The following is a 17,677-nucleotide window of genomic DNA, read 5'->3' as shown; positions in this document are numbered from 1 at the left end:
GATGACCGGCAGATAGATTCTGCCGGTCATCATAATACGTCTCTGCTTCTGGTTTCAGGTTTCCCACTTAAAAATGACAATGCCTGCAATGGCCACTGCCATGCCAATCAGCTTTCTCCACTCAAATCCTACTTTTTCCACTCCAAAGACACCGAAAACCTCGATCAGGTATGCCACTGCAAGCTGTGCTATTACGATGAGCATAGCTGCGCGGGCTGGTCCCAGGGAAGACATACTCTGGATAACCGTAACTGTGATGAACGCGCCGATGACTCCCCCTAATAAAATGTACTTGTGGTCAACTCTCGCCAAATCGGTTATCTTGTCCCGTCCTGTAAACAGCCATGCGGCTATGCAGACCAGAAATGCCGATATCTGCACCCATCCTGTAGATACCCATAAGCTGGTCTGTTTTGTCAGCGCTGTATTAAAAACACCCTGTACGCTCATCAGCGCACCTGACAGAAGCGCAACTAAAATTCCCCACATAAAAAATCCCTCCACATCCTTTTTCTTACTAGAATGTCCCAAAAAACAATTTTTATGTGGATATGCCGCAACAATCTAATAGGTCTGCGCATTTCCTGCAGTATATAAATACGGACCATCCGCATATGGACAGTCCGCATCTTTTCTGATTTCATATATTTAAAAGCTTTTTTCTAATTTTTCTATCATCTCATCCACATCCCGCTCCGTGATCACAAGAGGCGGCACAAGGCGCAGCACATCACTGCCTGCAGATATGACCATCAGGCCGTTCTCTATAGCTTTTGACACGATTTCTCCCACCGGACGGCCAGTGACAACAATCCCCTGCATCAGTCCTTTTCCTCTCCTTGCTGTAAGGAAATCGTATTTCTGCACAAGTGCATCCAGCTTCTCTTCCAGGTATGCGGATATTTTTTTTACATGTTCCAATATTTTTTCACTCTCGAACAAGTCGAAAACCTTGCTGACTGCTGCACAGGCAAAAGGATTTCCCCCGTATGTGGTTCCGTGGTCCCCCGGCACTAGAGACTTTTCTGCAGTCTTTTGATTCAGGACAAATGCTCCAACGGGAACACCACAGCCCAGTGCTTTGGCAGTTGTCATCACATCCGGCTCGACACCGTAATCCTGGAACGCGAACATACATCCGGTCCGGCCCATACCGCACTGGATCTCATCCAGGATCAGCAGGATATCATGCTCATCACACAGAGCACGCACACCTTTTAAGAATTCCGGTTCTACCGGATAGATACCGCCCTCTCCCTGGACGGTTTCCATGATGACAGCACAGGTCTTCTCTGTGATCTGACTCTTTACACTCTCCAGATCATTAAAATCAGCAAACTTAATACCGCCGATCAACGGCTTAAACGGTTCCTGATAATGGGTGTTGCCTGTTACAGACAAGGCGCCCAAACTCCTGCCGTGGAAAGAATGCCTCATGGCAATGATCTCATGGTCTGTATTTTTATCTTTCAGCCAGGCATATTTTCTTGCCACTTTAATAGCCCCCTCAATAGCCTCTGTCCCGCTGTTGGTAAAAAATGCCTTGTCAAGGCCGGAAGCTTTTGTGAGCTTTTCAGCCGCTTCTACCATGGGCACATTGTAGAACAGGTTTGAGGTGTGGATCACTTTGTCAATCTGGTCTTTCAGCGCCTGATTATATGCCTGATTGTTATAACCCAGAGCAAAAACAGCAATACCTGCCGCAAAATCCAGGTATTCTTTTCCGTCCACATCGTAGAGACGGACACCGTCTCCTTTTTCCAGAACTACCGGAAAACGGTTATACGTGTGAAGGATCACATTCTCGGCACGTTCCATATATGCATTACTCTTGGTCTTCATGATAATATTTCCCCTCGCCTTTCCTTAAGATTGCTGTTCCGATCCCTTTATTTGTGAAGATTTCCAGAAGCAGACAGTGCGGAATCCTGCCGTCTAATATATGTACTCTGGAAACGCCTTCCTCAATGGCGTCAATGCAGTTCTGAAGCTTCGGGATCATACCACCGCCCACATTTCCGTTTTCAATGAGGTTTCTTGCATCATTTACGAAAAGCTCTGATATGAGGCTGGAAGGGTCATCCGGGTTTCTGTATACCCCTTCAATATCTGTCAGGAATGCCAGTTTCTCAGCTTTCATGGAACAGGCAATGGCACAGGCAGCATCATCGGCATTGATATTATAGGTTGCGAAATCATCTCCCAATCCTATGGGACACACAATGGGAAGAAAATCTTTTTCCAGCAGATCGTAGAGGATCTTTGGATTCACTGTTTTCACGTCTCCCACATATCCGATATCCTGTCCGTCGGAAAGTTTTTTGTTGACTGACAAAAGACCGCCGTCTTTTCCGCTGATACCCACAGCCCTTACACCCAGGGACTGTACCAGAGTCACAAGTTCTTTGTTGACTTTTCCCAGGACCATCTCTGCGATCTCCATAGTCTCATCATCTGTGACACGCAGACCGTTTACGAATTTGGCTTCTTTTCCCACTTTGCCTACCCAGCGGCTGATTTCCTTGCCTCCGCCGTGGACAATAATGGGTTTGAAACCAACCAGCTTTAAAAGTACCACATCCTTGATGACATCGCGTTTGAGCTGTTCATCCACCATTGCGCTTCCGCCGTATTTTACAACGATCACTTTCCTGTTAAAACGTTGTATGTACGGGAGCGCCTCAATGAGTACCTCCGCTTTGTCCAGATATTTTTGATTCACCATTTCCCTATCCTCCGTTACTGTTCTGTGTTATTACTGTTCTGTTTGATTTTTGTTCTGTATGGTTACTGCTCTATACGCTTTTTGTTCCGTTTCTTTTATGACCGGTAATCCGCGTTTATCTTTACATAGTCATAGGTCAGGTCGCATCCCCATGCCGCAGCCTGGGCCTCTCCCATCTTAATATCCGCAATAGCTGTCACTTCTTTTTCTGACAGTATCTTTGTGGCCTCTTCCTCGCTGTATCCGGTTGCCACACCATCTTCGATTATTTTCAGTTTTCCTGCTGCGCTCTCAAAGTATAAATCCACTTTTTCAGGATCAAACTTGGCACCAGAATATCCCATAGCGCACAGGATACGTCCCCAGTTTGCGTCGTGTCCGAAAATAGCTGCTTTTGTAAGGTTTGAGGTGATAATGGATTTGCTCAGGGTCACTGCCTGCTCCTTGCTTTCCGCATGGATAACTTTTACCTCAAACAATGCGGTAGCACCCTCTCCGTCCGCTGCAATGTGTTTTGACAGCCAGGTATTCACATATCCGAGAGCTTCTGTAAATTTGGAATAATCCTCATTTTTCTCTGTGATCTCTTTATTGCCTGCCTGACCGTTAGCCAGGAGGAGCACCGTGTCGTTGGTGGATGTATCCCCGTCTACGGAAACCATATTGTAAGTGTCCTTGACATTGTCACTGAGTGCTTCCTGCAGCAGCTCTTTGCTAATATTCACATCTGTGGTCAAAAAGCCGAGCATGGTACACATATTGGGATGGATCATGCCGGAACCCTTGCACATTCCGCCGATGGTGACTTTTTTACCGTTGATCTCTGTCTCTACTGCGATTTCCTTCTTCACAGTATCTGTGGTCATAATGGATTCTGCCGCCAGTGTGCCTGCCGCCTCTGTTTCTGAGAGCAGGGGAACCATTTTCTTCACACCTGCCTCCAGGATATCCATGGGAAGCTGTTTTCCGATAACCCCTGTGGAAGCCACCAATACGGAATCCTCCGGGATTCCCAGGATCGCTGCTGCTGTCTGAGCTGTCTTTTTGCAGTAGCTGTATCCCTCTTCCCCTGTACATGCATTGGCAATACCGCTGTTGCAGACTACCGCCTGCGCTGCTGGTGCATGATAGACGATCTGCTGGTCCCATTTGACAGGGGCTGCTTTTACAATATTGGTGGTAAAGGTTCCCGCTGCCCTGCAGGGCACTGTGCTGTAAATCATTGCCATGTCCTTTGCGTTTCCTTTTTTGATCCCTGCTGCGATACCTGCTGCCTGAAATCCCTGTGCCGCGGTCACACCGCCATTTATTACTTTCATCTTCTTCATCCTCCTATCATTTACGGGAACATGGGTACCAGCTTCAGCCCCTCTGTCTCCTCAAATCCAAACATGAGATTCATATTCTGCACCGCCTGCCCTGCTGCGCCTTTCACCAGGTTGTCAATAGCGCCCATCATGATCACACGGTTTGTTCTGCTGTCGATCTTAAAATTCACATCCACAAAATTACTGCCCTCCACCCATTTTGTCTGGGGGCACGCCTCTTTATCCAGAAGACGTATAAAATATTCACTTCCATAATATTTCTCATAAGCTGCGCGGATGGTGTCATAGTCTGCGTCCTTTGCCAAGGAAGCATAGGCAGTCACCAGGATTCCCCTGTTCATGGGTACCAGATGCGGTGTAAAATTCAGACAAAACGCTTTGCCTGCCGCATACCCCAGCTGCTCTTCTATCTCAGGTGTGTGCCGGTGAGTTGCCACGCCGTACGCCTTAATATTTTCATTGACCTCACAGTAGAGATTATCAATCTTGGCTCCCCTGCCTGCACCGGAAGTCCCTGATTTTGCGTCAATGATCAGTGTCTCAGGCCGGATCAGTCCCTCCTTTACCAGAGGATAACAGGTCAGGATACTGCATGTGGTGTAACAGCCCGGGTTTGCCACCAGACGTGCTGCTTTTACATCCTCGCGGTTGAGTTCACAGAGTCCATAGACAGCTTCTTCAATATACTCAGGAGCTTTATGCTGTATTTTATACCACTCCTCGTACACTTTTACATCCTTCAGGCGGAAATCCGCACTCAGATCCACAATTTTTACTTTCGAGAGAATCTCCTCATTCACCAGAGATGCACACAATCCCTGAGGTGTCGCCGTAAAAATCACATCCACTTCATCTGCCAGAGCTTCCATATTGTCATCCATACACTTATCGTCTACCAGTTTGAACATGTTCTGGTAAACCTCGTAGTATTTTTTATCTATGTAGCTTCTGGAACCGTACCATTTAATTTCCACTTCTTTATGATTTAAAAGTAATCTGACAAGTTCGCCTCCGGCATAACCGGTAGCTCCGATGATTCCTGCTTTTATCATGTTCTTCAACAACCTTTCTCAATGATCTTGATATTCATTCGTGTCTGCGGCGCTGCGGCCGCCCGTGTATGCTTTTATCATACTCCAGTTATTTTGCATAGTAAAGCTTTATCCTGTCAACAGGATTCGTTACTATTCAGCCTTTCGGCTTCATAGCAACAAAAGCATGTAAACAGACTGCAAAAACCGCAGTCTGGCGCATGGCTGTCTCGGGATTGCCTTGCAAATGCCAGGCAACACCTCGCGGGACAGTGGAAGTCTGAACTGTTACCAGGATTCTGCATAAACTGTTCTTTGATTGCATAATCATACATCTTTTCTGTATAATATGCAAGCTTTTTCTTGAGAATTTTTCCAGTTTTTTTGTTATATGAGTTTAGAAAATTCCATATATTAATTAAGGAAACTTCCTTTCTCAAAAATATCTCTCCTAAAATAATTTTACATTTTTTTCATTTTCCTATTGCATAAATATAAAAGATGTTGTATAGTAAAGCATGTCGAAAGCAAATACAAAATTTTTAGTACATAGAAAACGGAAAATACAGGAGGAATTCATCATGAAGGAAAAAGTTATCTTAGCATATTCAGGCGGACTGGACACCACAGCGCTGATACCGTGGCTGAAAGAAAATTTTGATTACGAAGTTATCTGCTGCTGTGTGGACTGCGGACAGGGAAATGAACTGGACGGACTGGACGAACGTGCCAAATTATCAGGCGCTTCCAAATTATATATTGAAAACATCATTGACGAGTTCTGTGACGACTACATTGTACCGTGTGTACAGGCAGGCGCTGTATACGAACACAAATACCTGCTGGGAACCTCCATGGCACGTCCGGGAATCGCAAAAAAACTGGTTGAGATCGCAAGAAAAGAAGGCGCTACCGCTGTCTGCCACGGCGCTACCGGAAAAGGAAATGACCAGATCCGTTTTGAACTTGGGATCAAAGCTCTGGCACCTGATCTGAAGATCATCGCTCCATGGCGTATGACAGATGTATGGACCATGCAGTCACGTGAGGACGAGATTGAGTTCTGTAAGGCACACGGCATTAACCTTCCCTTTGACGCCAGCCACAGCTACAGCCGTGACCGTAACTTATGGCACATCAGCCACGAAGGACTGGAACTGGAAGATCCGGCACAGGAACCGAATTACGACGACCTGCTGGTTCTGGGTGTAACACCTGAGAAGGCTCCTGATGAAGGGGAATATGTGACAATGACCTTTGAAAAAGGTGTTCCCACAAGTCTGAACGGAAAATCCATGAAGGTTTCCGAAATCATAACAGAGCTGAATGCCATGGGCGGAAAACATGGGATCGGTATCATTGATATCGTGGAAAACCGTGTTGTTGGTATGAAATCCCGCGGAGTTTATGAGACACCGGGCGGAACTATCTTAATGGAGGCTCATGACCAGTTAGAAGAACTGATCCTGGACCGTGACACTATGGAGACCAAGAAAAAACTGGGCAGCCAGTTTGCTCAGATCGTATATGAAGGAAAATGGTTCACACCACTGCGCGAAGCTATCCAGGCTTTTGTTGAGAGCACACAGCAGTATGTGACAGGTGAAGTGAAATTCAAATTGTACAAAGGTAATATTATCAAAGCCGGTACCACTTCCCCGTACAGCCTGTACAGTGAGTCACTGGCCTCCTTCACAACCGGAGATCTGTACGACCACCACGATGCGGACGGATTTATCACCTTGTTCGGTCTCCCACTGAAGGTTCGCGCTATGAAGATGGCTGAAGCAGAAAAGAGCCAGAATAAATAAGCCTGTATTTTCTTTTACTTATATTTTATGCCAAAGGCAGCCGGGACTTTTCCTGACTGCCTTTTTGCATATCAGAATCCGGAATAGAAAGATTTACAGGCACAGTGTACTGCCTTTTTATTATGATTGGGTCTGCATGGATATTTTCGTAACTGTGAATATACGGAACAGTTCCGATAATATCATAGATGATAAGATGCAGTCCGCCGGACGGGCAGATTCCCGCCCGGTACTGCAAAGAAATTTATAGATATGAGAATTTAGATATGATACTGTTTTAATAGCCGATCCCTGAGTTCAGGATCTTCTGTTATAAGCGGTATCTGTTCTGCCTTGCCATCACGGAGAAGAAGCCTGATCAGCTTTGACATTTGGGCCAAGCCCTCTTCTCTGCCTTCTTCTCTTCCTTCCTGTTCTCTGTCCAACAGTAACTCCTCAAATTTCATATACTTCGCCTCCCATTCCCGGCTCTTTTTCAGCTCTGTAACTTGATCATGGATCGTCTTGATCACCGGGTCATTTGCTTTCTCCACAAACTCGTCTGTGGTGTTTTCCACATATTTGAGAAAATGCACGAGTTCAAGGGGTACATCTGGATCATTTCTCCCTTTTGTGTTTAGAAATATCTTTTTTGTTCCGTCATTGAGGGGCATACCTCCGGTATTCCTAAAACCAATGCAAACAGAAACGCATTGCTCAGATCAAGCTCCTGAAAGGTTTCGCTTTTTGCCATATTTGCTCCTATCCGGCAGTTATCTGCGGACGGAAATCTTTCTCTTCCTACCTCTTATTATGAAGAAAATGTGTTACCTTGTCAACGGAAACCATTCAACAAAAAAACCAATTTTTCAACTTAAAATACCAAAACCCCGGAATAATCCCAAGGTCATTTAGACAAACAGACATTCCCTGCCGGTGCCTCTTTTCCAGTCACGTCCGGGACGATGTTCAGCAGCACCGAGGCATAGAATACTCCCGCTTTCTGCTCAAACTGCGCGGTCCCGCCATACCGTACAGCAATCTCCCGAACAGAGTAAGTTCCAATCCCGGCTCCCTTTCGTTTGGAAGACAAGGGCATGTCCCCGTCAAACACAACAGGTGTCAGGCATGGATTATCCACCAGGATCAGAAGTGCCGAGCCGCCTCGCTGCTTTATCCGAAGCTTGATGGTCTGAGCCGTGTTCGCCTGCCGTTTACAGGCTTCCACCGCGTTCTCTAACAGGTTCCCCAACAGCACCGTGATATCCGTGCTGGACACCGGGCAGTTTTCCGGGTAATCGATCCCCGTTTCAAACCCGATACCGCCATCCTGCGCCAGAGCAGCATAATAGCAGACGACAGCGTTCACCACATCGTTTTGACAATACCGCTCCCGCAGGTCCGGGGAAGATGGTTTTGATAGAGGCGAATATAGTCGGCAAGGCCCGCCTTGTCGTCGCGCTCTATGTAAGACTGCACCGCAGCCAGATGCTGACGGAGGTCGTGGCGGGCTTTCTTCATTTCCTCCATATGGGAGGTAAGGCTTTCAAACTGTTTTTTCTGCACCGACATACTGCGGTCAGCGTATTCCAGAGCGGCTTCCAGCTGCACCCGTCTGCGAGAGGTTTCCAGCACCTTCAAAGCCACATAAGACACATAGCAGGCCCCGAACAGCATGAGGTAGCGGGACACCATAAACTGCCATGTGGCATAGGCGTACACATCTTCGGTGAAGCAGTACAGCATACCGAACAGGGTGGGAAACAGCGGAATGACCCACAGATACCGCCACATGATCCTGTCCTCGATTTTCAGCGCATCTCTCACCGTATGACAGAGGAACCGGAACACGAATGGGCAGGTGATCATGTAGATCACCACACGAGCCATATTGTAAACCAGGTACGGGTGCAGTTCGGAAAGCTCCCAGAAATACCGGCTTTCAATAAAATTCGCATTGCCATACACAAAAAACGACCACGCCATCATCAGCAGATAAGTAAACATCAGCTTTGATAAGCTCTCCTTGATGAGAAGGAAGGATAACACCAGGTTGACCAGCGTGAAGCCGTAGCGCATGAACGTCGTCCACTGTGCCGCTGTCTCATACCCGCCTAAGTTGATGTAGTAAAAAACCATGCTGTTGACTGCCGCAAGTATAACCATCATCGCCATGATATACCGAAACGGAATCCGCAGCCTGTCCCGGAACAGCCAGTACCGGGGCAGGCCAAAAACTTCAAGTTTAGGCCATCCTATTGAAAAAACAGCCTTTGTTTACTCTATGGCAAAGAGGTAAAAAAAGCCCCGCCAGATGAAGAATATCTAATCCAGCATGGACTTTCTGTTCGATGACCCTTGCAAAGTCAAATATTGTCAGCAATAAGCTTTCAAAGTAAAGTTAAGAAAAAGGCCGACAAACAGTATTTGTCTGTCGACCTGGTAAACGTGATGCTTCAAATATCATGCTTTAAATGACATTTGGAATAAACCGTTCCTTTTTCTTTAATCCTCATCCACATATCTCTGAATATTGGAGGCATTCACATATTTTTTTGTCTCCTCACCATTGATCACGATCAGTGTCGGAGCCTGCATAACGCCAAACTTGCGGGCCAGTTCAGGATTCTTTTCCGCATCCACCAGCTCGTAATCCTCACCTTCCAGCATCTGTTTTGCAATCTTACAGTTTGGACAGGTTTCTGTGGTAAAGAGATATTTTGCCGTAACCTGTCCGGCATCTGACTCCTGGATCCTCACATCGCTCTCTGGCGCTGCCGTCATTTGGGTCTGGATCTTGAAATCGGAATGGGCAATGTCATAGACCGTACGGTTCTTGTATTCCTGGCTTTTTCCGTCGTTCCAGTTCTGTACAGGACGATAATAGCCTGTAATACGGCTGTAAACCTCAGCCTTTTTGCCGCATTTGGGGCAGACAAAATGTTCACCGGAGAGATATCCGTGGTCTTTGCAGACAGAATAGGTTGGTGACAAGGTATAGTAAGGAAGGCGGTAATTCTGTGCGATCTTTCTCACAAGTGCCGCGGCAGCCTTCCAGTCAGGCAGTTTTTCTCCCAAAAAGGCATGGAATACTGTGCCTGAGGTGTACAGAGTCTGCAGTTCATCCTGAATATCCAGCGCGTCGAAAATATCTGCTGTATAATCCACCGGAAGATGGGAACTGTTGGTGTAATATGGAGTATCTCCCTCATTTCCCGCTGTTCTGATATCCGGCCAGCGTTTTCTGTCATGCTTTGCCAGACGATAGGAGGTGGACTCCGCGGGAGTTGCCTCCAGGTTGTATAGATCGCCGTACTCTTCCTGATAATCTTTCAGACGTTCTCTCATGTGGTTCAGTACACGTTTTGAGAACTCCTGGGTCCTCTCATCTGACATATCACATTTCAGCCACCTGGCATTCAGACCTGCTTCGTTCATGCCCAGAAGACCAATGGTGGAAAAATGATTCTCAAAGCTTCCCAGGTATCTCTTGGTGTATGGGTAGAGGCCTTCATCCAAAAGCTTTGTGATCACATCTCTCTTAATTTTCAGAGAACGGGCGGAAATATCCATCATATGATCCAGACGGCGGAAAAAGTCCTCCTCATCCTCCGCCATGTAAGCGATCCTCGGCATATTGATGGTCACAACACCCACAGATCCGGTACTCTCCCCTGAGCCGAAAAATCCGCCTGTTTTCTTTCTCAGTTCCCTCAGATCAAGACGGAGACGGCAGCACATACTTCTGACGTCACTCGGCTCCATATCACTGTTGATATAATTTGAAAAATATGGTGTGCCGTATTTGGAAGTCATCTCAAATAACAGCTTATTATTCTCTGTGTCAGACCAGTCAAAATCTCTGGTTATGGAGTAGGTGGGAATGGGATACTGGAAACCGCGGCCGTTTGCATCGCCCTCGATCATAGTCTCAATGAAGGCTTTATTCACCATATCCATCTCTTTTTTGCAGTCCTTGTACTTAAACGGCATCTCTTTTCCGCCTACGATTGCCGGAAGCTCTGCCAGATCATTGGGCACAGTCCAGTCCAGGGTAATGTTAGAAAATGGTGCCTGGGTACCCCAGCGGCTCGGTGTGTTGACACCGTAAATAAAGGATTCCACACATTTCTTCACTTCCGGATAACTCAGGCTGTCGGCCTTGACAAAGGGTGCCAGATACGTGTCAAAGGAAGAAAAAGCCTGTGCCCCTGCCCATTCATTCTGCATGATCCCCAAAAAATTCACCATCTGGTTACAGAGTACGCTCAGGTGCTTGGCCGGAGAGGACGTGATCTTTCCTTCAATGCCGCCCAGTCCTTCTTTGATCAGCTGTTTTAAAGACCAGCCGGCGCAGTATCCTGTCAGCATGGACAGATCATGAATATGGATATCCGCATTCCTGTGCGCTTCAGCAATCTCTGTGTCGTAAATCTCGGACAGCCAGTAATTAGCGGTTACAGCACCGGAATTGCTCAGGATCAGGCCTCCCACAGAGTAAGTCACTGTGGAGTTTTCCTTTACCCTCCAGTCTTCCACTTTTACATAGCTGTTTACGATCTCTTTGTAGTCCAAGATCGTAGACTTCATATTGCGGATTTTTTCTCTCTGCTTTCTGTACAGGATATAAGACTTTGCCACATCAGAGTAGCCTGCCTGGATCAGTACATTCTCCACGCTGTCCTGGATATCCTCCACAGAAACTTTCCCCTTTACAATTTTCTTCTGGAAATCTGATGTCACACGGAGTGCCAGCAGATCCAGCATGTCACTGCTGTATTCATTCTCTGTGGCATCAAATGCTTTCTTGACTGCTTCAGCAATCTTATCCAGACGAAATTCTGCAATTTCCCCATCACGTTTTACTACCTGAAACATTCCTTTTCCTCCTTATATGTAAAGAAGCAGGACCGTCTTGCCGTCCCGCCTCGCATTCACAGAGTATGGCCTCTGTATAAACGCTGTAGGTCTATTGTAGCAAAGGTTATACTTTTCGTCAACAGTAAAAACTACCATATATTGTAAACATTCTTTGAAGTTTCCAATATATGGTAGTTTATTAATCAAATTATTAATTCCGGTCTTGGCATTTATCTGCCTGCTGACTGCAGGAATGACAGCCTACAGCCGTCCGTAGATGTCCTTGGGAACCCTTGCTTTTACTGCGATCCCGCCGTCTGTGTACTCCTCTTCCATAAGCTGTCCGTACTTCCTGATCTGCTGCAGAATCCCCGCGTCTTTATAAGGGATTACACGCTCCAGATAGATCTGATCCTCTGTCACGATTTTCTCCAGCACATCCTTAAGCTGTTCCAGTCCCTCCCCTGTTTTCGCTGAGATACGCAGCACATGATCCGCATTGGGATCTCTGAGGATCTGTTCTGTCAAAAGCTTATCCTGCTTATTAAAAGGAGTAACCATCTTTTTATTGGTCACTTCCAACTCCTGGAGGGTGTCATATACCACTCCCATCTGATCTTCCATCTGAGGATTGGACGCATCCACTACATGCAGAATGATATCCGCATATTTTGCTTCCTCCAGAGTGCTTTTAAATGCCTCGATCAGGTGATGGGGCAGTTTCCGGATAAATCCTACGGTATCTGTAAGGTAAATCCTGGTTCCCCCGGATAGCTCCAGCATTCTCGTTGTGGGATCCAGAGTGGCAAACAGTTTGTCCTCCGACAAAACGCCTGCATCTGTGAGTGTGTTCAGAAGAGTGGATTTTCCGGCGTTGGTGTATCCCACGATAGCGGCTGTCATGACCCGCTCTCTTTTCCTACCCTCCCGAAGTAATTCTCTGTGGCGCTTTACCTGTTCCAATTCTCTCTTCAACTGGGAGATCCGCTCTTTGATCAGACGTCTGTCCATCTCCAGCTTCTTCTCACCGGGTCCTCTGGTTCCGATCCCGCCGCCCAGACGTGACAGGGAATTCCCTAGTCCCACAAGACGGACAGCCCGGTAACGGAGCTGTGCCAGTTCCACCTGGATCTTCCCTTCACTGGTGGACGCATGGTCTGCAAAAATATCGAGTATCAGAAGCGTCCTGTCCATCACCTTGCAGTCCAGTTCCTGCTGCAGATTGTTCATCTGCACCGGTGACAGCTCATCATCACAGATGATTCCTGTGGCGTCCAGCGCTGTGAGCAGCATTTTCAGCTCCTCCATCTTGCCTTTTCCCACATAGGTGCCGGGATGGATCCGCTCTCTTTTCTGGATCACAGTGCCCACCACCTGCGCGCCTGCCGTCTTGGAAAGCTCTGCAAGTTCTTCCACGGATTCCTCCGCGTCCTCACCGTCCCCCTCCTGTACCCCCACCAGGATAACGCGTTCCTCTACATCGTTCAAATCGTATAACTGCATAAATATCTCCTATAATAAGCCGTATTAAAATCCGTATAAATAAAACTGTCCTATCATCATAACGCTTTTTCTATACGCTGACAAGGGGACATTTTTCACAAAAACGTTCCTTCTATTACAGGCAGACCGGATACAACTCATATACACTCTTTTTTCTCATATATTTTCATTGAGATCCAAAAGGATAAGGAAGTAAACGCGATACAAAATACCCCAAATCCCACCACTGCTATATTCTGATTCTGTCTCAGAAATTCTGTCATGGAAGTAAAAAGGGAGGAGCTTGCAAACATTGAACTGGCAAATCCCAGGATCACTACAGTACCCGATAGTAAATATTGAACCTTTATCACTCCTACCTTATATACAACAGGAATAAATATGCCCATCAGCAAAAGATAAACGGAAAATACCTGCATGATTTGCCATATATATAATATCTTTCCGCTCATGACCAGACCAACCGCTTCATATCCTGCTGCGCAAAGCAAAAAAAACAGACTCATCACCAAATATCTCACAGCCACCAGCATTTTCCTGGAACAGGGCGCACACAACAGCGCGATCTCACCACCGGGACATTTTTCTTCCTCTGTACATATATTTCCAAAAAGGATCAGTCCCAGTATACTGGACATCAGCAAAAGGGGGACTCCGCCCGCATCCATTTTTGTATCGACTCTCCAAAAAAGAAAAATCGGCATACCAATAATCATGACAGCCATAACAGCAAAATTTTTCCTGATCAGCCTGATATCTTTCATAAACAGCGCTCTTACCATATCCCTAGCTCTCCTTTCCCATACATGACATCAGAATTTCCTCCATATCCGGCTTCTCAAACAATACATCCGGAACCAGATGTCTCATTTCCTCCACTTTGTTCGTGACACCGGTAAATCCGTATTTTGTTTTCCGGAGACTGATACACAATTCTTCTGCCTCACGGCTCAGATCCCTGCTGTCCCCCTTTGCTATCCTGTATTCTTCCATCAGAACATCCTTCTCCTTCTGGAATACAATTCTGCCTTTTTCAATGAGTATCACAATATCCGCCACCTTCTCAATGTCTGTTGCAATATGAGTGGAAAAAAATACACCTCTGCCTTCCCGCTCCATATACTCCCGCAGACTCTCCAGGATCTGCGCCCTGGTAAGCAGATCAAGACCGCTGGAGGGTTCATCCATGATCAAAAATTCCGCGTGATGGGACATGGCAAGAGCAAGGGCGAACTTCACCTTCATTCCCCTTGACAATTCCTGTATCCTCTGCTTCTCATTCAGGGAAAACTTTTTGATCCAGTCCTTATATACCGAGTCATCCCAGTTCCTGTACAGGGAAGAAAAAAGGGAGGCTGTTTCCTTTAATGTGAACATTCCGTAAAAACCTCCGCTGTCGGTAACTACACCGATGCGGTTTTTGATCTCCTGTTCCCTCTCCTTTTTTTCATTCATATCCATTCCCAGAATCTGTACCTGGCCGCCGTCTCTGTGGATCAGATTCAAAATGGCACGTATGGTGGTGGTCTTACCGGCACCGTTATTTCCCACAAATCCCGCAATACAGCCCTCCGGGATGGCAAAGCTCACATCCTGAAGCTCAAATCTGGTATATTTTTTTCTAAGACCTCTTACTTCCAGCACATTATCCATTTCCAATCTCCTCACTTAAAATGTCGATCATCTCCATGATCTCCTCTTTACCGATATCCAGCATGGAAGCCAGTTTCAGAGCCTCGGTAAGCTTTTCCTCGATCATTCTTCGCTTAGACTCCTTAAAAAGCTCTGTATTCCCTGCCTTTACAAAAGTTCCCACTCCTACCTGGCTGACCACAAATCCTTCTTTTTCCAGTTCCTCATAGACTCTTCGGATGGTCAGAACACTGACCTTGAGATCATTGGCAAAACTGCGGATCGAGGGCAGCAGTTCTCCCTCCTGTAACTCTCCGCTCAGAATACTCTCTTTCATCTGCTCCATGATCTGCTGGTACAGAGGTTCATTGGCAGTGTTTGATATTGTTATCTTCATGTTTCACCCCTTTAGTGTGTATCTCTATACATCACACTATACACTTACATATCACTCTTGTCAATAGCAGGACGAAAAAAACTGCTGAAGGTAACGGTTCAGACAATCTGAACAGTTACCTTCGGCAGCTCAATACGATTCGTTTATGCTTCAAGATCCGGTTGATACAGTCTTATGTTTCCTTCCAACTTTTCCACTCTCCACTGTTTTTTGCCAAAGGGCACCGTGAGAGCAAACCGTCCTATGGAATCCGGAATGTGAGGTTCAAATCGAAATCCCTTCTCCTCTTTTGGGTCAGGACGTATCCCCGCCAGTTCTTCTATCAAAATACTGATGGGCGCAGATGCCCAGGGATGACACAGGCTGGTATTCCATTTCTGTTCCTTTCCCCATGCCTCAAAGCAGGTGTCAGCCCCTTCCCGCAGCATGTTGACCCAGCCGTGCTCCCCTTCATTGACAAGAAGCCGGTATACACCTTCATAGCGTCCGGCCTTTCCAAGGGCTTTCAGAAGAAAAAAGCTTGGCATAACACCGCAGCAAAATCCCTTTTTCTCAAGAAAATCTCCCACGCACTCCACCGCTTCCTCCGGCACCAGATCAAAATACAGGGCGTATATATTGGAGTGAAGAGAACAATGTACACTGGTTTCACTGTCGGCGAACAGTTTTTTATCCGGCCTGTAGAACGCTTTGATATAAGACCCCCTCACTTTTTCAAAGGAATACGAGACAGGCAGACCCAGGATCCTTTCTATTTCCGTCAAAGTCTTTATGGCCCCTGCATACAGGGCATTGATGACATTGTGACAGCCTTTTGCCACTATGGGACGGCTCAGGATAAAATCATAATCATCCCGCAGGTTTTCCGGCCAGTCCACCAGATTCCATTTTTCTGACACCTGATCCAGCAGGCCTTTTTCATCCTCATATCCGGTAAAATAATGTACAATGCCTTTGGCAGTCTCATAATATTTTCTCAAATATTCCCTGTCCCCTGTAAATACATGATCCGTCAGCAAAAGCTGTGACCACAGCAGGGAAAAATCAGCGATCTCCTGCATAAAAGCCCCGGGAGCCACAGCCATTAGACCCGGGCAGATCTTCTCTGTCAGGGCAAACTGGTCAATACATTTTCTCAGCATATCCGTCTTTCCTGTAAGCCACACATGGGAACGTGATGTGATAACAGCATCCCCCAGATACTGTCCCTTCTCTCTTGTGGGACAGTCAAGATATGCCTCCTGCGTGCCGTATTTTACTGCATTTTTGCAGATAGAAAAAATGCCCGCCAGCTTTTCATCTGTAGTCTTCAATGTGCACAGAGCATCCTCCATGGGGTAATGGCGTACCTCTGCGCAGACCTCCAGGATCTCCACCCTGCTTCCAAAGTGGATTTCCCCATAACGAAATCCTTTATAATCATATGGTTCCAGCTCACATATACCACCGTCCAGTGTCCATATCTCCCGGTAACAGCAGCCGCAGCGCATATCAAAGCGGACACTGCCGTCCTCCTCCCGTTCCTCCCCACAGAGGATCTCCACCTTCTCGCCGGGAGGGCCGGAGGCTTTTATACACAGGCTCCCTGTGATCTCCCGGCCTATATCCACAGACCAGCAGCCCTCCTCTTTTTTTATCACCTCCGGCTCTCTTCTGTATACTGTCAGCATTTCCGTGGGCTGTTTGATCAGCTTGTAGTCCGCCCATTCTGCCGCTTCCATTGGCTCCCACCGGCTGTCATCAAAGTCCGCGAGATTCCAGCCGGCATCCCAGCGTCTGCTGTCAAAATCCTCCAGAAATTGTGTCTCATATCCAATGGTCCTGCCGGAATAGGCCTCCGATATTTTATATCTCCATATAAGGGGGAGCACTTCTTCCCCTGTATTCCCGCAGACAAGCTGCGCGGCCAGGGCAAACCGCCCGTCTCCGCTGTTCCAGACACGGTTCACAAGTCCCTGATAATACAGATGCACAGCTAGCACATTTTTTCCCGGCCGGAAAAACGGGGTGATATCTATCTCATTATAATAGTATTTCTCCGGCCACGCCGGGGCCGGTCCCTGTCCGGCAAAAGTGCCGTTGATCCAGAGCTTGTAGTGATCATCTGCAGATATGCGCAACAGATATCTTTGTCCGTCCCCTTCTGCCTCCACGTCTGTCCGGGCAAGTACATGCAGATTTTTTACCGGAAATTCCTCATGATCACAGTTCTCCTGTTCCTTGTGGTAAGGTGTTTCCGGTTTTATGCAGGCAAACTGAGGGATGGTCAGCCAGTCCGGTTCAAATTTTTTCATAAGTCTCACTCCTGTCGATTCGCTGAAAGTTTTTATTCATCCATATGCTATATCTTAATGCATTCCGGATTTTAAGTACATGTAACTTTTTTTGATTATATGTACTATTTCGTAACA

15 protein-coding genes are annotated in these 17,677 nt (G+C 46.8%); 1 reads left to right on the top strand and 14 read right to left on the bottom strand.

Translation table 11 applies throughout. The annotated features are described in order from the left end of the window. Window positions 1-54 precede the first annotated feature (54 nt). From BLCOC_RS07620 to argC, 5 genes are all read right to left on the bottom strand, one after another. Window positions 55-489, bottom strand: a complete 435-nt coding sequence (locus BLCOC_RS07620; protein WP_018593754.1) for a DMT family transporter — start codon at window positions 487-489, stop codon at window positions 55-57. 159 nt (window positions 490-648) lie between these two features. Continuing rightward, entirely contained in the window at window positions 649-1,842 is a 1,194-nt protein-coding gene (locus tag BLCOC_RS07615) for an aspartate aminotransferase family protein (RefSeq protein WP_115624914.1), read from the bottom strand. Continuing rightward, a complete protein-coding gene (argB, locus tag BLCOC_RS07610; protein ID WP_018593756.1) occupies window positions 1,826-2,725 on the bottom strand; it encodes an acetylglutamate kinase in 900 nt (299 codons plus the stop codon). The genes BLCOC_RS07615 and argB overlap by 17 nt, the downstream gene beginning before the upstream one ends. A 95-nt stretch (window positions 2,726-2,820) precedes the next feature. Next, window positions 2,821-4,044 carry a bifunctional glutamate N-acetyltransferase/amino-acid acetyltransferase ArgJ gene (gene argJ, locus BLCOC_RS07605; RefSeq protein ID WP_029469959.1) on the bottom strand — a complete coding sequence of 408 codons (1,224 nt, stop codon included), beginning with the start codon at window positions 4,042-4,044 and terminating at the stop codon, window positions 2,821-2,823. Between the two features lie 20 nt (window positions 4,045-4,064). Further along, on the bottom strand, window positions 4,065-5,105 hold the full coding sequence (argC, locus tag BLCOC_RS07600) for an N-acetyl-gamma-glutamyl-phosphate reductase (protein ID WP_018593758.1): 1,041 nt from the start codon (window positions 5,103-5,105) through the stop codon (window positions 4,065-4,067). A 560-nt stretch (window positions 5,106-5,665) separates the two neighbouring features. Here argC and BLCOC_RS07595 point away from each other — a divergent pair. Continuing rightward, window positions 5,666-6,895 carry an argininosuccinate synthase gene (locus tag BLCOC_RS07595; RefSeq protein WP_018593760.1) on the top strand — a complete coding sequence of 410 codons (1,230 nt, stop codon included), beginning with the start codon at window positions 5,666-5,668 and terminating at the stop codon, window positions 6,893-6,895. Between the two features lie 260 nt (window positions 6,896-7,155). On the opposite strand, the gene BLCOC_RS07590 is transcribed toward BLCOC_RS07595, so the two are convergent. From BLCOC_RS07590 to BLCOC_RS07550, 9 genes are all read right to left on the bottom strand, one after another. After that, window positions 7,156-7,548 carry a hypothetical protein gene (locus BLCOC_RS07590; protein ID WP_115624911.1) on the bottom strand — a complete coding sequence of 131 codons (393 nt, stop codon included), beginning with the start codon at window positions 7,546-7,548 and terminating at the stop codon, window positions 7,156-7,158. Between the two features lie 233 nt (window positions 7,549-7,781). Then, window positions 7,782-8,246 (bottom strand): ATP-binding protein, encoded by a 465-nt coding sequence (locus BLCOC_RS07585; protein ID WP_242999054.1) that lies wholly within the window; start codon window positions 8,244-8,246, stop codon window positions 7,782-7,784. Continuing rightward, entirely contained in the window at window positions 8,240-9,043 is an 804-nt protein-coding gene (locus BLCOC_RS07580; RefSeq protein WP_242999052.1) for a hypothetical protein, read from the bottom strand. Before BLCOC_RS07580 ends, BLCOC_RS07585 begins: the two co-directional genes overlap by 7 nt. A 336-nt stretch (window positions 9,044-9,379) precedes the next feature. After that, a complete protein-coding gene (locus BLCOC_RS07575; protein WP_115624910.1) occupies window positions 9,380-11,752 on the bottom strand; it encodes a ribonucleoside triphosphate reductase in 2,373 nt (790 codons plus the stop codon). Window positions 11,753-11,995: 243 nt separating this feature from the next. Beyond that, window positions 11,996-13,237: a GTPase HflX gene (hflX, locus tag BLCOC_RS07570; protein ID WP_115624909.1), complete on the bottom strand. Its 1,242-nt coding sequence runs from the start codon at window positions 13,235-13,237 to the stop codon at window positions 11,996-11,998. Between the two features lie 137 nt (window positions 13,238-13,374). Beyond that, window positions 13,375-14,019 (bottom strand): ABC-2 transporter permease, encoded by a 645-nt coding sequence (locus BLCOC_RS07565; RefSeq protein ID WP_029469965.1) that lies wholly within the window; start codon window positions 14,017-14,019, stop codon window positions 13,375-13,377. 4 nt (window positions 14,020-14,023) lie between these two features. Continuing rightward, entirely contained in the window at window positions 14,024-14,890 is an 867-nt protein-coding gene (locus BLCOC_RS07560) for an ABC transporter ATP-binding protein (protein ID WP_115624908.1), read from the bottom strand. Then, entirely contained in the window at window positions 14,883-15,266 is a 384-nt protein-coding gene (locus tag BLCOC_RS07555; protein WP_115624907.1) for a GntR family transcriptional regulator, read from the bottom strand. Before BLCOC_RS07555 ends, BLCOC_RS07560 begins: the two co-directional genes overlap by 8 nt. Before the next feature lie 143 nt (window positions 15,267-15,409). Further along, window positions 15,410-17,560, bottom strand: coding sequence for a family 78 glycoside hydrolase catalytic domain (locus BLCOC_RS07550; RefSeq protein ID WP_115624906.1), 2,151 nt, complete (start codon window positions 17,558-17,560; stop codon window positions 15,410-15,412). Between the last annotated feature and the right edge of the window lie 117 nt (window positions 17,561-17,677).

The organism is Blautia coccoides (genome assembly GCF_034355335.1).
Taxonomy (GTDB): Bacteria; Bacillota; Clostridia; order Lachnospirales; family Lachnospiraceae; genus Blautia; species Blautia producta.
The sequence above is the reverse complement of the archived record's forward strand: the minus strand, read 5'-3'. Positions and strand labels throughout refer to the sequence as shown.

What these genes read in the sequence shown, in the direction of transcription:
- argB (WP_018593756.1), bottom strand. Translation starts at nt 2,725, where the DNA reads ATGGTGAATCAAAAATATCTGGACAAAGCGGAGGTACTCATTGAGGCG.
- BLCOC_RS07575 (WP_115624910.1), bottom strand. Translation starts at nt 11,752, where the DNA reads ATGTTTCAGGTAGTAAAACGTGATGGGGAAATTGCAGAATTTCGTCTG.
- argJ (WP_029469959.1), bottom strand. Translation starts at nt 4,044, where the DNA reads ATGAAAGTAATAAATGGCGGTGTGACCGCGGCACAGGGATTTCAGGCA.
- BLCOC_RS07550 (WP_115624906.1), bottom strand. Translation starts at nt 17,560, where the DNA reads ATGAAAAAATTTGAACCGGACTGGCTGACCATCCCTCAGTTTGCCTGC.
- hflX (WP_115624909.1), bottom strand. Translation starts at nt 13,237, where the DNA reads ATGCAGTTATACGATTTGAACGATGTAGAGGAACGCGTTATCCTGGTG.
- BLCOC_RS07565 (WP_029469965.1), bottom strand. Translation starts at nt 14,019, where the DNA reads ATGGTAAGAGCGCTGTTTATGAAAGATATCAGGCTGATCAGGAAAAAT.
- BLCOC_RS07580 (WP_242999052.1), bottom strand. Translation starts at nt 9,043, where the DNA reads ATGATGGTTATACTTGCGGCAGTCAACAGCATGGTTTTTTACTACATC.
- BLCOC_RS07560 (WP_115624908.1), bottom strand. Translation starts at nt 14,890, where the DNA reads ATGGATAATGTGCTGGAAGTAAGAGGTCTTAGAAAAAAATATACCAGA.
- BLCOC_RS07590 (WP_115624911.1), bottom strand. Translation starts at nt 7,548, where the DNA reads ATGCCCCTCAATGACGGAACAAAAAAGATATTTCTAAACACAAAAGGG.
- BLCOC_RS07615 (WP_115624914.1), bottom strand. Translation starts at nt 1,842, where the DNA reads ATGAAGACCAAGAGTAATGCATATATGGAACGTGCCGAGAATGTGATC.
- BLCOC_RS07595 (WP_018593760.1), top strand. Translation starts at nt 5,666, where the DNA reads ATGAAGGAAAAAGTTATCTTAGCATATTCAGGCGGACTGGACACCACA.
- BLCOC_RS07555 (WP_115624907.1), bottom strand. Translation starts at nt 15,266, where the DNA reads ATGAAGATAACAATATCAAACACTGCCAATGAACCTCTGTACCAGCAG.
- BLCOC_RS07620 (WP_018593754.1), bottom strand. Translation starts at nt 489, where the DNA reads ATGTGGGGAATTTTAGTTGCGCTTCTGTCAGGTGCGCTGATGAGCGTA.
- argC (WP_018593758.1), bottom strand. Translation starts at nt 5,105, where the DNA reads ATGATAAAAGCAGGAATCATCGGAGCTACCGGTTATGCCGGAGGCGAA.